This window comes from Blastococcus sp. SYSU DS0510 (genome assembly GCF_054050835.1).
Map to the genome: position 1 here is coordinate 21,157 of NZ_JBJHAC010000014.1, position 13,857 is coordinate 35,013.

Consider the following 13,857-nt stretch of genomic DNA (forward strand, 5'->3'; position numbering starts at 1 on the left):
TCACACCACGAGGACGACGACCAGGGTGCGGGGACCGTGCACGCCCTCCACCCGCTGGAGCTCGATGTCGCTGGTGGCCGACGGCCCGCTGATCATCGTCAGGGGCGCGGTCGGGTCCAGGCGGGCCAGCCCCTCGGGGACCCCGCCCACCACCTGCTCGGCGGTGACCACGCAGACGAGGACGTCGGGCAGCAGGGAGAGCGCCCGCCGGCCGCACGCGGGGGAGCCGTCCAGCACCAGGGTGCCGGTCTCGGCGACGGCCACGGCCACCCCCGTGACGCTCGCGGCGAACTCCGCGAGCGCCACGGCGGGGCGGTCGTCGTCCTCGGTGGCCCTGGCCGGCCGCCATTCCTGCGGCAGTCCCGGGGCGACGACGACCGGCGTCTGTCCGGCCAGCGCCCCGGTGACGGTGGCGCCCACCTCGGCGGGAGCGCAGCGGACGACCGTGGCGCGGTAGTCCTCCAGGCGGTCGGTGAGGACGTCGAGGAGCTCGGCCCGCGGGCGCGCGTCGGTGGTGCGGTAGCCGCGCGGGACGGCGACCTCGGCGCGCTCCTCGCCCAGGGCCGTGCGGATGCGCCGCAGCACCTCGTCACGGGCGCTCATCCGCCGTGCTCCCGGGCCCAGGCCTGGGTGAAGGTCTCGCTCGGCGGGGTCGGGAGATCGCGCGACCGCGTCCAGCGCGACGCCGGCGGGGGGAGCGCGGCGGGCAGCGTGGGCCTCCCGCGGGCGAGGAACCGGCCGAGGCCGGCGGCCCGCTGCGCCAGCCGCCACAGGCGAGGGTGGGACATCGCCGTCGACAACGCACGGAAGGCGAGGGCCTCGGGGGTGCGGCGCTGCCGGGCCTCCACGTGCTCGGCGCGCAGGTGCACGAGGATCGAGGGGATGTCGATCGCCACCGGGCAGACGTCGTAGCAGGCGCCGCAGAGCGACGAGGCGTACGGCAGCGAGGCGTTGTCCTCGACCCCGGTCAGCTGCGGGGAGAGCACCGCCCCGATCGGGCCCGGGTAGACCGAGCCGTAGGCGTGCCCGCCGGCCCGCTCGTACACGGGGCAGACGTTGAGGCACGCCGAGCAGCGGATGCAGTGCAGCGCCGCGCGGCCGGCCTCGTCGGCGAGCACCGCCGTCCGGCCGTTGTCGACCAGCACCAGGTGGAACTCCTGCGGGCCGTCGCCCGGGCTCACCCCGGTCCACAGCGAGGTGTAGGGGTTCATCCGCTCGCCGGTGGAGCTACGCGGGAGCAGCTGCAGGAAGACCTCGAGGTCGCGCCAGGTCGGCACCACCTTCTCGATGCCCATGACGGTGATCAGGGTCTGCGGCAGGGTGAGGCACATCCTGCCGTTGCCCTCGGACTCGACGACGGCGAGCGTGCCGGTCTCCGCCACGGCGAAGTTCGCGCCGCTGATCGCCACCCGGGCGCGCAGGAATCGCTCCCGCAGGTGCGCCCGGGCGGCCATCGCGAGCCGGCGGGGGTCGTCGGTCAGCCCGGGGTCGACGCCGGGCATGGTGCGCAGGAAGATCTCGCGGATCTCGGCCCGGTTCTTGTGGATCGCCGGCACCAGGATGTGGGAGGGCGTGTCCTCGCCCAGCTGGACGATCAGCTCGGCGAGGTCGGTCTCGTGCGCCGCGATGCCGGCGGCCTGCAGCGCCTCGTTGAGGCCGATCTCCTGGGTGGCCATCGACTTCACCTTCACCACCTCGTCGGCCCCGGTCGCCTGCACCAGGCCGGTGACGATGCGGTTGGCCTCGGCGGCGTCCCGGGCCCAGTGCACCGTGCCGCCACGGGCGGTGACCTGCTCCTCGAGTGCCAGCAGGTGCTCGTCGAGGCGCGCCATCGTGGCCGCCTTGATCGCGGCCCCCGCCTGGCGGAGGCCCTCCCAGTCGGGCACCTCGCCGACGACGGCGGCGCGCTTGCCGCGGATCGTGGCGGTCGCGTGACCGAGGTTGGCCCGCAGCTGCCCGTCGCGCAGCGACTCCCGGGCGGCGTCGGGGAAGGAGCGGTCACCGCGCAGGTGCCCCACGCCGCGGGGCGCGGTCGGTATGCCGAGGAAGACGGCGGTCACCGGGCCACCGCCTGCTCGGTGGAGGCCAGGATCTCGGCGAGGTGGACCGTCCGGGTACCCGATCGCAGCCGGGAGAGGCCGCCACCGATGTGCATCAGGCAGGAGGCGTCACCGGCGGTGCAGACCTCGGCGCCCGTCGACAGCACGTTTGCCATCTTGTCGGTGAGCATCGCCGTGGACGTCTCCGCGTTCTTGACCGCGAACGTCCCGCCGAAGCCGCAGCACTGGTCGGCGGCCGGTAGCTCGACCAGCTCCAGCCCGCGGACGGCGCGGAGCAGCCGCAGCGGCCGGTCGCCGACCCGCAGCATCCGCAGCGAGTGGCACGTCGGGTGGTAGGTGACCCGGTGCGGGTAGTAGGCGCCCACGTCGGTGACCCCGAGGACGTCGACGAGGAACTGCGACAGCTCGTGGGTGCGCTCCGCCAGGACGGCGGCGTCGTCGGCGAGCGCGTGCTCCCCGGCCCGGCGGGCGACCGCGGCCTGCTGGTGGTGGATGGAGGCGACGCAGGACCCCGACGGCGCGACGATCGCCTCCGCGCCGGCGAAGGCCCGCACGTGGTTGGCGACGATCGGCACCGCCTCGCGCCGGTAGCCGGTGTTGACGTGCATCTGCCCGCAGCAGCTCTGGCCCGGCGGGACGACGACCTCGTGGCCCAGGCGCTCGAGCAGGCGGGCGGTGGCCATGGCGACCTGCGGCACCATCGTGTCGACCAGGCAGGTGGCGAAGAGCGCGACCTTCATGACGCCCCTTCTCGACGGACCATGCTGGACTCGCGCACCACCAGCACCGGTTCGAACACCGGTTGCTCGTGCACGTGGCCCTCGTGCCCCTCGTCCAGCAGCAGCTGGGCGGCCCGCCGGCCGAGTGCGTGCCGGGGCTTGCTGACCGAGGTCAGCGGCACCGCCGCCGCGGCCGCGAAGTCGATGTCGTCGTACCCGACGATGGCGAAGTCGTGCGGCACCCGCACCCCGTGGCGGACCATCTCCTGCAGCACCCCGAGGGCGATGAGGTCGTTGGCGCAGACCGCGGCCGTCGGCCGGCGAGCGGCGGGGATGCCGATGACCCGGGCGGCGGCCTCCCGGCCCCCGGCGACGGTCAGTTCGTCGGGGGACAGGACGGTCAGCTCGGAGCCGGGCGCCTCCTCGATGGCGGCGGCCACGCCGGCGTGCCTCTCCTGCACCTGGGGGAGGCCGGAGGCGCCCCCGATGAAGGCGATCCGCCGGTGGCCGCGTTCGAGCAGGTGCTCGGCGGCCAGCCGGCCACCGAGGACGTCGTCGGTCGCGACCGCGCACTGGTCGGCGTCGGGTGCCCGGCGGTCCAGCAGCACGACCGGGACCCCGCGTCGGCGGAGGGCGGCGATGTCGTCGTTCAGCTCTGCGGTGGGCGTGATCAGGACACCGCTGACGCGCTGCTCGGCGAGGACGGCGAGGTGGGCGCTCTCCCGCTCCGGGCGGTCGTCGGTGTTGCACAGGATCAGCGACAGCCCGGCGGCGTCCACGACCTCCTCGACGCCGCGGGCGACGTCGGTGAAGAAGGGGTTGGCGATGTCGAGGACGACCAGCCCGACGCTCCGGCTGGACCCGGCGCGCAGCTGACGGGCGGACTCGTTGCGCACGAAGCCCAGCTCCGCGATGGCGTCGAGGACCCGCGTGCGGGTGCCCGGGGAGACGGTCTCCGGCCGGTTCAGGACGTTGCTGACCGTGCCGACGGACACGCCGGCGCGGCCGGCGACGTCGCGGATGCTGGTCGTCACCGCGCCTCCTCTCGTGCGTTCTGAATCGTCTCAGCCCGAGAACTTGCCGGGCTTTGACACCGTAGCAGCGCCGTGCGTAGGGTGCGTCACATCGCGGTATGAATCGATTCATTCGCCGCCCGTCCCAGTGGGAGCACCTCCGTGGACCAGGCCCTGCGATCCCGGGCGCTCACGGCGCTCGCCGAGCAGACCATCGAGCTGCCCTCCTGGGCGTTCGGCAACTCCGGCACCCGCTTCAAGGTCTTCGGCCAGCCGGGCGTCGCCCGCGACCCGTTCGAGAAGCTCGAGGACGCCGCCCAGGTGCACCGCCACACCGGCGTCGCGCCGCGGGTGTCGCTGCACATCCCGTGGGACCTCGTCGACGACTACGGCAAGCTCGCCGCCCACGCCCGCGACCTGGGCGTCCGGATCGGCGCCATCAACTCCAACCTCTTCCAGGACGACGAGTACAAGCTCGGCTCGCTCACCCACGCCGACCCCGTGGTCCGGCGCCGGGCGATCGACCACCACGCGCGGTGCATCGACGTCATGCGGCTGACCGGCTCCACCGACCTGAAGATCTGGCTGCCCGACGGCACCAACTACCCGGGCCAGGACGACCTGCGCTCCCGGCAGGAGCGGCTGGCCGACTCCCTGCGGCAGATCTACTCGATGCTGGACGCCGAGCACCGCATCCTGCTCGAGTACAAATTCTTCGAGCCCTACTTCTACGCGATGGACATCCCGGACTGGGGCACCTCGCTGCTGCACTGCCTGGAGCTGGGGGAGCAGGCGACCGTCGTCCTCGACACCGGCCACCACGCCCCGGGCACCAACATCGAGTTCATCGTCATGCAGCTGCTGCGGGTGGGCCGGCTGGGCGCCTTCGACTTCAACTCGCGCAACTACGCCGACGACGACCTGATCGTCGGCTCGGCCGACCCGTTCCAGCTGTTCCGGATCATGAACGAGATCGTCGCCCAGGGCGCGCACCTGCCGGAGTCGGGCGTCAACTTCATGCTCGACCAGTGCCACAACCTGGAGAAGAAGATCCCCGGGCAGATCCGCTCGGTGATGAACGTCCAGGAGGCGACGGCGAAGGCGCTGCTGGTCGACCGCGAGGCCCTGGCGGCGGCGCAGCGGGCCGGTGAGGTCCTCGACGCCCACTCGGCCCTGATGGACGCCTTCAGCACCGACGTCCGCCCCCTGCTCGGCGACCTGCGCGAGTCGCAGGGTCTGGACGCCGACCCGTACGCAGCCTTCGCCCGCAGTGGCTACCAGCAGCGCATCGAGCGCGAGCGCGTCGGCGGCCGGCAGGCCGGCTGGGGCGCCTGAAAGGACCCGGCCGCCCCCCGCGACACGCTGCGCGCGCCGCGGGCCCCTGCGGCCGGGCCGTTCCAGCACGTCACCATCGAGAGGACTTCACGACATGACGAACCCCGTGGTCTCGGACCTCATCGCGCGCAGCAACCGGCTGGGTGCCGACCCTCGGAACACCAACTACGCGGGCGGCAACACCTCCGCCAAGGGCACCGAGACCGATCCGGTCACCGGGCAGCCGGTCGAGCTCCTCTGGGTCAAGGGCTCCGGCGGCGACCTCGGCACGCTGACGGAGGCGGGCCTGGCCGTGCTGCGGCTGGACCGGCTGCGCTCGCTGGTCGACGTCTACCCGGGCGTCGACCGCGAGGACGAGATGGTCGCCGCCTTCGACTTCTGCCTGCACGGCCGGGGCGGCGCCGCGCCGTCGATCGACACGGCGATGCACGGCCTGGTCGACGCCGCGCACGTCGACCACCTGCATCCCGACTCCGGCATCGCCCTGGCGACGGCGGCCGACGGCGAGGCGCTGACCCGCGAGTGCTTCGGCGACCGCGTCGTCTGGGTGCCGTGGCGGCGTCCCGGCTTCCAGCTGGGCCTGGACATCGCCGCCATCAAGGAGAAGAACCCGCAGGCGATCGGCTGCATCCTCGGCGGCCACGGCGTCACCGCGTGGGGCGCCACCAGCGAGGAGGCCGAGGCGCACTCGCTGGACATCATCCGCACCGCGGAGCGCTTCCTGGCCGAGCGCGGGTCGGCCGAGCCCTTCGGCGCCGTCGTCCCCGGGTTCGAGCCGCTACCCGAGACCGAGCGCCGGGCGAAGGCCGCGGCGCTGGCGCCGGTGATCCGCGGTCTGGCGTCGACCGACCGGCCGCAGGTCGGCCACTTCACCGACTCCGACGTGGTCCTGGAGTTCCTGTCGCGCGAGAAGCTGGCGCCCCTGGCGGCGCTGGGCACCTCGTGCCCGGACCACTTCCTCCGGACGAAGGTGCGGCCGATGGTCGTCGACCTCCCGGCGTCCGCCCCGGTGCAGGACGTCGTCGCGCGGCTGAGGGAGCTGCACGAGGAGTACCGCGCGGAGTACGCCGCCTACTACTCCCGGCACGCCACCGCGGACAGCCCGGCGATGCGCGGTGCGGACCCGGCGATCGTGCTGGTGCCCGGCGTCGGCATGTTCAGCTTCGGGGCGAACAAGCAGACCGCACGGGTGGCCGGTGAGTTCTACGTCAACGCGATCAACGTGATGCGCGGTGCCGAGGCCGTCAGCAGCTACGCGCCGATCGACGAGAGCGAGAAGTTCCGCATCGAGTACTGGGCGCTGGAGGAGGCGAAGCTCCAGCGGATGCCGAAGCCCAAGCCCTTGGCCGCCCGGGTCGCGCTGGTCACCGGCGCCGCGAGCGGGATCGGCAAGGCCATCGCCGAGCGGCTGGCCGCGGAGGGCGCGTGCGTCGTCGTCGCCGACCTGGACCTGCAGAAGGCGACCGACGCCGCCGCCGGCATCGGGAACTCCGACGTCGCGATCGGCGTCGCCGCCGACGTCAGCGACGCCGAGGCGGTGGCCGCCGCGTTCCGCGAGGCGGTGCTCGCCTTCGGCGGGGTGGACCTGGTGGTGAACAACGCCGGGCTGTCGATCTCCAAGCCGCTGCTGGAGACCACCGAGGCCGACTGGGACCTCCAGCACGACGTCATGGCCAAGGGCAGCTTCCTCGTCTCACGCGAGGCGGCCCGGATCATGATCGAGCAGGGGATGGGCGGCGACGTCGTCTACATCTCCAGCAAGAACGCGGTCTTCGCCGGCCCGAGCAACATCGCCTACTCCTCGACCAAGGCCGACCAGGCGCACCAGGTCCGGCTGCTGGCCGCCGAGCTCGGCGAGCACCAGATCCGGGTCAACGGCATCAACCCCGACGGCGTGGTCCGCGGGTCCGGCATCTTCGCCGGCGGCTGGGGCGCCAAGCGCGCCGCCGTGTACGGGGTGCCCGAGGAGGAGCTGGGCCAGTTCTACGCCCAGCGCACCCTGCTCAAGCGCGAGGTGCTGCCCGAGCACGTGGCCGACGCCGTCTTCGCCCTGACCGGCGGGGAGCTCTCCCGGACGACGGGCCTGCACGTGCCGGTCGACTCCGGCGTGGCCGCCGCGTTCCTGCGGTGACCGACCGGGAGCTGACCTTCGCCGCCGTCGACCTCGGGGCGTCCAGCGGCCGGGTGATGGCGGCGACGGTCGGCCCCGACCGGCTGGGCCTCACCGAGGTGCACCGCTTCCCCAACCGGCCGGTGCGCACGTCGGGGACGCTGCACTGGGACGTCCTGGGGCTGTACGCCGGCGTGCTCGACGGGCTGCGGGCCACCGGCCGGGAGGTCGGGCGGCTGGACGGGGTGGGGATCGACAGCTGGGCGGTCGACGTCGGGCTGCTCGACGCCGACGGCGCGCTGCTGGGCAACCCGGTGCACTACCGGGACGCCCGGCACGCCACCGCCGTGCCCGCCGTGCACCGGGCCGTCCCGCCCGAGGAGCTGTACCGGGTCACCGGCCTGCAGCACCTGCCGTTCAACACGGTCTTCCAGCTCGCCGCCGCCCAGGGCACCGCGCAGTTCGCCGCGGCCCGCACGGCGCTGCTGGTGCCCGACCTGCTGGCGTACTGGCTCACCGGTGCCGTGGGCGCGGAGGTCACCAACGCCTCCACCACGGGGCTGCTGGACGCCACCACCCGCGGGTGGGCCTGGGGCGTCATCGACCGGCTCGGGCTGGACCGCGGGCTGCTCCCGCCGCTGCGGCAGCCGGGGGAGCGGCTGGGCGAGCTCACCCCCGAGGTGCTGATCGAGACGGGGCTGACCGGCCCGGTGCCGGTGACCGCGGTCGGCTCCCACGACACCGCCTCCGCCGTCGTCGGGGTGCCGGCGGGGTCCGAGCGGTTCGCCTACGTCTCCTGCGGCACCTGGTCGCTGGTCGGGGTGGAGCTGGACGCGCCGGTGCTCACCGAGGAGAGCCGGGCTGCGGGGTTCACCAACGAGCTCGGCGTCGACGGCACCGTGCGGTACCTGCGCAACGTCATGGGGCTGTGGCTGCTGCAGGAGTCGCTGCGGACCTGGGCGGCGGCCGGCCTGCCCGCCGACCTGCCCGACCTCCTCGCTGCGGCGGCGCGCGTTCCGGCGTTCACCGCCGTCGTGGACCCGGACGACGGACGCTTCCTGCCGCCGGGGGACATGCCGGCCCGCATCGCCCAGGTGTGCGCCGAGACCAGGCAGACGCCGCCGCAGAGCCAGGCCGAGATCGTCCGCTGCATCCTCGACAGCCTGGCGCTGGCCTACCGCCGCACCGTCCGCCGCGCGGCGGAGCTGTCCGGCCGCGACGTCGAGGTCGTGCACCTGGTCGGGGGCGGCGCCCGGAACGCGCTGCTGTGCCAGCTCACCGCGGACGCCTGCGGGCTGCTCGTGGTCGCCGGCCCGGTGGAGGCCGCCGCGCTGGGCAACGCCCTGGTCCAGGCGCGGGCCGCCGGCGTGGTGGCCGGCGGGCTGCCGGAACTCCGGTCGCTGCTGCGGGCGACCCAGGAGGTGCGGACCTACCGGCCGGCGGGGACGGGCGACGCCTGGGCGGCGGCCGAGCGCCGCCTGGGCTGAGCCCGGTTCAGCCGGCCGGCGGCCAGACCACCCGGGCGCCGTCCGAGGGGACGCAGACGGTGGCCTCGCCGGCGCGCCCGGTGGCCGAGCGGTAGGCGGCCGTGATGGCCGCGGCCGCCCCGGCGGCCTGCTCCGCGTCGGCCAGCGCCACGGCGCAGCCGCCGAACCCGGCGCCGGTCAGCCGGGCGCCGAGGACGCCGGGCGTGGCCTCGGCGAGCTCCACCAGGGTGTCGAGCTCGGGGATGCTCACCTCGTAGTCGTCGCGCAGGGAGGCGTGCGAGCGGCCCATCAGCTCGCCGAACGCGGCCGCGTCCCCGAGCCGCAGCGCGGCGGCACCGGCCAGCACCCGGCCGTTCTCGCCCACCACGTGCCGGGCCCGGCGCAGCTGCACGTCACCGAGCAGGTGGGCGTGCTCGGCGAGCAGGGCGGGGGAGACGTCGCGCAGCGCGCTCAGCCCGGGTTCCACGGCGCGGAGCGCCGCGACGGCGGCCTCGCACTCCGCCCGGCGGTCGTTGTAGGCCGACCCGGCCAGGGTGCGGGGGACGGCGCTGTCGAGGACCAGGATCGCGGTGCCGGCGGGGACGGGGACGGTCTCGGCCGCCAGCGAGCGGCAGTCGATCAGCACCGCGGAACCCGCGGCGCCGCAGGCGATGGCCAGCTGGTCCATGATCCCGCTGCGCACGCCGATGACCTCGTGCTCCACCCGCTGCCCCAGGCGGGCCAGCCGCTGCGGCGGCAGCTGCTCCCCGGCCAGGGCGAGCAGCGCCACCAGGACGCCGAGCTCCAGGGACGCCGACGACGACAGCCCGGCCCCGAGCGGCAGGTCGCTGTCGACGACGAGATCGGCCCCGGGGACGTCGTGCCCCTCGTCCTGCAGCACGGCGGCGGCCCCGGCCACGTAGCGGGACCAGCCCGGCCCCTCGTGCGGGCGCAGGTCGGCCAGCAGGCGCTCATCGGTCTCGCCCATGCGCACGGCGGTGGTCCGCAGCCGGCCGTCCGCGCGCCGGCGGGCCGCCACGACGGTGCCGCGGTCGAGCGCGGCCGGGAGCACGAACCCGTCGTTGTAGTCGGTGTGCTCGCCGATCAGGTTCACCCGGCCCGGCGAGCGGACGACGAGGTCGGGGTTCCCGCCGACCGTGCGGGCGAAGGTCGCGCGGACCCCGGTCACGCCGACGCCTCGCGCAGCCGCGCGGCCGCGGTCTCCGGAGTGATGTCCCGCTGGGGCTGCGCCAGCATCTCGTAGCCGACCATGAACTTCCGCACCGTGGCCGAGCGCAGCAGCGGCGGGTAGAAGTGCCCGTGCAGGTGCCACCCCGGGTGGGTGCCGCCGTCGGTGGGGCGCTGGTGCAGCCCCATCGTGTAGGGGAACGGCACGCCGAACAGCGCGTCGTACCGGCGGGAGAGCCGCCGGAGCGCGGCGGCGAGCGCGTCCCGCCGGGCCCCGTCGAGGTCGGGCACGGCGCCGCAGTGGCCCCGCGGCAGCACCAGGGTCTCGAACGGCCAGACCGCCCAGAAGGGCACCAGCACCGTGACGTGCTCGTCCCGGAACACGATGCGCTCCCCGTCCGCCTCCTCGACCGCCAGGTAGTCGCACAGCAGGCAGCTCCCGGCCGCGGCGGCGGCGTCCTGGGCGGCGAGCTCGCGGACCGCCTCGGTGGGCAGCCGCTCCTCCGCCCAGATCTGGCCGTGCGGATGCGGGTTGCTGGCACCCATCGCCGCGCCGCGGTTCTCGAACACCTGCACCCAGCTCACCCAGTCGAGCCCGCCGAGCTCGGTGTACTGGTCGGCCCAGGTGTCCACGACCGCGCGGACCTCCTCGACCGGCAGCCGCCCGAGCGGGAGGTCGTGCCGCGGTGAGTAGCAGACCACCCGGCAGACGCCCCGCTCGCTCTCGGCGACCAGCAGACCGTCCCGATCCGACACCGCGGGCGCGGCGTCCGGGGTCAGCGCGGCGAAGTCGTTGTCGAAGACGAACGTCGCGTCGTAGGCCGGGGTGCGGTGCCCTCCGGCGCGCTCGTTGCCCGGGCAGAGGTAGCACTGCGGGTCGTACGCGGGCAGATCGGGCACCCGCGCGTCCTCCACCTGGCCCTGCCACGGCCGAGCCGTGCGGTGCGGTGAGACGAGCACCCACTCGCCGGTGAGCCGGTTTAGCCGCCGGTGCGTCGAGTCGAACACGCGATCAGGATGCCGTGAGGCCGTTGCGGCGGGCCACGCCCCCCAGCCACGCGAGACTCGGCTTCGGGGTCCGGGCGAAGGTCTGCCGGTCGACGGCCACGAGGCCGAAGGTCGGCGCGTAGCCCAGCATCCACTCGAAGTTGTCCAGCAGGCTCCAGTGCACGTAGCCGCGGACGTCGGCGCCGTCGGCGATCGCGGCCGCCAGGCTGCGCAGCGCCTCGTCGGTGAACGCGATGCGGTCGGCGTCGTCGGCGGTGGCGATGCCGTTCTCGGTGACCAGCAGCGGAAGGCCCGGCAGCACCTCGGCCGCCCGCCGCACCGCGGCGCCGAGCGCCTGCGGCCGGCGCTCCATCCCGTGCGCGAGCGTCTGCAGCTCCGGCGCCGGGGCGATCAGCCCGTCGGGGCCGAAGCGGGCCGCGGTGTAGATCTGCAGCCCGAGCCAGTCGTCGCCCGCCGCCGCGGCGAGGAACTGGTCCTCGAAGGCGGCGCGCTCCTCGCGCATCAGCTCCTCGCCGCCGTCCTCGGCGATGTGCTCGCGCCCGACGAGGGTCATGCCCGCGGGCGGGGAGCCTGCGGCGCGCAGCGCCTCCATGCTGCGGCGGTGCAGTTCCAGCAGCGCGTCGGCGACCCCCTGGTCGGGGCGGGGCAGGCCCTTGATCTGCTCACCGCGACGAGCCATCGCGCCCATCACCGGCTGGGCGGCCATGAGGTTGGGCTCGTTGATCGTGGCGACGTAGCCGGCGTCGCGCAGGGCCGGGGCCACGTACTCGGTGAACCGTGCGATCCGGTCACCGGTCCGGGCACCCGTCCAGCCGCCGTCGTGCATCAGCCAGCGCGGCATCGTGAAGTGCACGAGCGTGACGATGGGGGTCAGCCCGCGGTCGCGGCAGCCGTCGATCATGCGCCGGTAGTGGTCGAGGTTCGCGCGGGAGAACTCGCCCTCCGCGGGCTCGATCCGGCTCCACTCGAGGCTGAACCGGTAGGTGTTCAGCCCGGCGCCGGCCACCAGGTCGAGGTCCTCGGCCCAGCGGTGCCAGGAGTCGCAGGCGTCGCCGCTGGGCTCGGCGAAGGGGGAGTGCTCGGCGTGCTCGAGCTCCCAGTGGTCGTTGTTGACGTTGCCGCCCTCGACCTGGTGCGCGGCGGTGGCGGTGCCCCAGAGGAAGCCCTCGGGGAAGGTGCCGGCGGGCGGGTGGGCGAGCGGCTCGGCGGTCATCGGCTGATCTCCTCGAGGGGCGGCGGAAGGGGGAGGACGGGGGCCGGGGCGTGCCCGAGGACGGTGCGGAGCACGTGCCGTGGCTCGTCGACGCGGGTGCCGCGCCAGGCCACGTGCTGATCGGGGCGCACCAGCACCAGGTCCGCCGCGCAGCGGGCCCGCAGCTCCGGGACGCCGGTCAGGTCCACGACCTCCAGCGGGATGCCCAGGTCTGCGGCGGCCGAGGTCAGCCCGCTGACGGGGGCGTCCCCGGCCAGCCGCAGCAGGGTCAGCCCGGTGTCCAGGGCGTCGTACACCGACCTCCCGTCGGGCAGCCACGCGTGGGGGAGACGGGCGCCGGGGTGGGCCGACCGCGTGTAGGTCTCCAGCGTCGGCGGGGGCACGTGCGCGCCGTCCGGGACGACGACGGGCGAGCCGGCGTAGTCGTAACCGAGGACGAGGCCGAGGCTGTGGAACTCGCTGTCCTTCACCTCCAGGCGGCGGGCCAGGTCGGCGCGCAGCAGCCGGCCGGCCGTGCCCTCGTCGTCCAGGTCGGCGTCGGCGAACGCCGGCGCGAGGAAGGACTCCTGCTCGCCGGCGGCCCGGATGGTCCGCAGCGCCACGGGGCGCCGTTCGGCCTCGTAGCTGTCGAGCAGCGCGGGGCCCGCCCAGCCCTGCAGCACGGCGGCGAGCTTCCAGCCCAGGTTCACCGCGTCGCCGACGCAGGTGTTGAAGCCGTGACCGCCCCACGGCGGGTTGAGGTGTGCGGCGTCGCCCACGAGGAAGACCCGCTCACCGCGGTAGCGGTCCACCAGGAGCATCCGCGCCGACCACGGGTCGGTGGCCAGCACCTCGACGTCGATCTCGGCGCCCGCGAGCGCCTGGACGAGGGCCACCGGGTCGACCTCGTCGGACCGGCCGTCGACGCCCTGCACGATCGCCCACCAGGTTCCGTCGAGGTCCAGCCTGCCCATGAGGCCGCCGCGTTCGGCGCCGATCACCCAGTAGTGGATGCCGAGGGCGCACAGCTCTCGCTCCTCCAGCGCCCGGCTGCGGAAGGTGATGCTCAGGTTGGGGAGGGTGCCGGAGGAGCCCTCGTACCGGGCGCCGATCGCCTTGCGGCTGATCCCACCGCTGCCGTCGCAGCCGAGCAGGTAGTCCGCGGACACGCGGTGCGGCGCACCACCCGGGTCCTCGACGACCGTGCGGACCCCGGCAGGTCCGTCCAGCACGGAGGCGACCCGCCAGCCGGTCAGCAGCGTCACGCTCGGCAGGGCGGCCGCCGCCTCGCGGAGGACCTCCTCCACCAGCGGCTGGGGAGCCTGCTGCCCGGCCTCGGCCGCCAGCTCCCGCCGTCCCTCCCACAGCCCGAAGGCCTCGGGGAAGCGGGTGATCTCGTGGCCGAACAGGCCGGTGACGAAGACGACGTCCTGGGCGTGCGCCACCGGCAGCGGTGCCAGCGAGCGCAGCCGGTCGGCGATGCCCCAGCGCCGCAGGTGCTCCATCGTGCGCGCGCTCGTCGTCTTGGCCCGGGGCCGGAGCGGGTCGAGCACGGTCCGCGGTTCGACGACGAGGACCTCGACTCCGCGGCGGCCGAGCTCGAGGGCGGCGGCCAGGCCGCTGGGCCCGCCGCCGGCGATCAGCACCGGGACGTGGTCGGGCACGCTCGTCATGGGTTCTCCTGTCGGGGGGCACCGCTCGCCGGGCGAGCGGACGTGCAGAGGTGTGCGCGGCCGGTCGCCGGGGGCGTTCCGGGGCTCCTCGCC

The 13,857-nt window shown here is 74.7% G+C and carries 11 protein-coding genes; 3 read left to right on the plus strand and 8 right to left on the minus strand.

Annotated elements, in window-relative coordinates; translation table 11 throughout:
* Genes ACI79P_RS12740 through ACI79P_RS12755 form a run of 4 tightly spaced genes read right to left on the minus strand, consistent with a single transcriptional unit; the run spans position 1 to position 3,813 of the window.
* Positions 1 to 603 (minus strand): LutC/YkgG family protein, encoded by a 603-nt coding sequence (locus ACI79P_RS12740; RefSeq protein WP_456581422.1) that lies wholly within the window; start codon positions 601 to 603, stop codon positions 1 to 3.
* Entirely contained in the window at positions 600 to 2,060 is a 1,461-nt protein-coding gene (locus ACI79P_RS12745; protein WP_456581423.1) for a LutB/LldF family L-lactate oxidation iron-sulfur protein, read from the minus strand. Before ACI79P_RS12745 ends, ACI79P_RS12740 begins: the two co-directional genes overlap by 4 nt.
* Positions 2,057 to 2,800 carry a (Fe-S)-binding protein gene (locus ACI79P_RS12750; protein ID WP_456581424.1) on the minus strand — a complete coding sequence of 248 codons (744 nt, stop codon included), beginning with the start codon at positions 2,798 to 2,800 and terminating at the stop codon, positions 2,057 to 2,059. The genes ACI79P_RS12745 and ACI79P_RS12750 overlap by 4 nt, the downstream gene beginning before the upstream one ends.
* Positions 2,797 to 3,813, minus strand: a complete 1,017-nt coding sequence (locus tag ACI79P_RS12755) for a LacI family DNA-binding transcriptional regulator (RefSeq protein ID WP_456581425.1) — start codon at positions 3,811 to 3,813, stop codon at positions 2,797 to 2,799. Before ACI79P_RS12755 ends, ACI79P_RS12750 begins: the two co-directional genes overlap by 4 nt.
* Before the next feature lie 141 nt (positions 3,814 to 3,954).
* On the opposite strand from ACI79P_RS12755, the gene rhaI reads away from it, so the two are divergent.
* From rhaI to ACI79P_RS12770, 3 genes are all read left to right on the plus strand, one after another.
* Positions 3,955 to 5,127 (plus strand): L-rhamnose isomerase, encoded by a 1,173-nt coding sequence (gene rhaI / locus ACI79P_RS12760; protein ID WP_456581426.1) that lies wholly within the window; start codon positions 3,955 to 3,957, stop codon positions 5,125 to 5,127.
* Positions 5,128 to 5,221: 94 nt separating this feature from the next.
* A complete protein-coding gene (locus tag ACI79P_RS12765; RefSeq protein WP_456581427.1) occupies positions 5,222 to 7,258 on the plus strand; it encodes a bifunctional aldolase/short-chain dehydrogenase in 2,037 nt (678 codons plus the stop codon).
* Positions 7,255 to 8,724 carry a rhamnulokinase gene (locus ACI79P_RS12770; RefSeq protein ID WP_456581428.1) on the plus strand — a complete coding sequence of 490 codons (1,470 nt, stop codon included), beginning with the start codon at positions 7,255 to 7,257 and terminating at the stop codon, positions 8,722 to 8,724. The genes ACI79P_RS12765 and ACI79P_RS12770 overlap by 4 nt, the downstream gene beginning before the upstream one ends.
* Before the next feature lie 7 nt (positions 8,725 to 8,731).
* On the opposite strand, the gene galK is transcribed toward ACI79P_RS12770, so the two are convergent.
* Genes galK through ACI79P_RS12790 form a run of 4 tightly spaced genes read right to left on the minus strand, consistent with a single transcriptional unit; the run spans position 8,732 to position 13,764 of the window.
* On the minus strand, positions 8,732 to 9,892 hold the full coding sequence (galK, locus tag ACI79P_RS12775) for a galactokinase (RefSeq protein WP_456581429.1): 1,161 nt from the start codon (positions 9,890 to 9,892) through the stop codon (positions 8,732 to 8,734).
* Positions 9,889 to 10,899, minus strand: coding sequence for a UDP-glucose--hexose-1-phosphate uridylyltransferase (locus ACI79P_RS12780; protein WP_456581430.1), 1,011 nt, complete (start codon positions 10,897 to 10,899; stop codon positions 9,889 to 9,891). Before ACI79P_RS12780 ends, galK begins: the two co-directional genes overlap by 4 nt.
* Before the next feature lie 4 nt (positions 10,900 to 10,903).
* Positions 10,904 to 12,112, minus strand: a complete 1,209-nt coding sequence (locus ACI79P_RS12785; protein WP_456581431.1) for a glycoside hydrolase family 1 protein — start codon at positions 12,110 to 12,112, stop codon at positions 10,904 to 10,906.
* Positions 12,109 to 13,764: an FAD-dependent monooxygenase gene (locus tag ACI79P_RS12790; RefSeq protein WP_456581432.1), complete on the minus strand. Its 1,656-nt coding sequence runs from the start codon at positions 13,762 to 13,764 to the stop codon at positions 12,109 to 12,111. Before ACI79P_RS12790 ends, ACI79P_RS12785 begins: the two co-directional genes overlap by 4 nt.
* Positions 13,765 to 13,857 lie beyond the last annotated feature (93 nt).

Coding starts and splice junctions, on each gene's coding strand:
- ACI79P_RS12740 (WP_456581422.1), bottom strand. CDS start 603: ATGAGCGCCCGTGACGAGGTGCTGCGGCGCATCCGCACGGCCCTGGGC.
- ACI79P_RS12750 (WP_456581424.1), bottom strand. CDS start 2,800: ATGAAGGTCGCGCTCTTCGCCACCTGCCTGGTCGACACGATGGTGCCG.
- ACI79P_RS12765 (WP_456581427.1), top strand. CDS start 5,222: ATGACGAACCCCGTGGTCTCGGACCTCATCGCGCGCAGCAACCGGCTG.
- ACI79P_RS12785 (WP_456581431.1), bottom strand. CDS start 12,112: ATGACCGCCGAGCCGCTCGCCCACCCGCCCGCCGGCACCTTCCCCGAG.
- ACI79P_RS12790 (WP_456581432.1), bottom strand. CDS start 13,764: ATGACGAGCGTGCCCGACCACGTCCCGGTGCTGATCGCCGGCGGCGGG.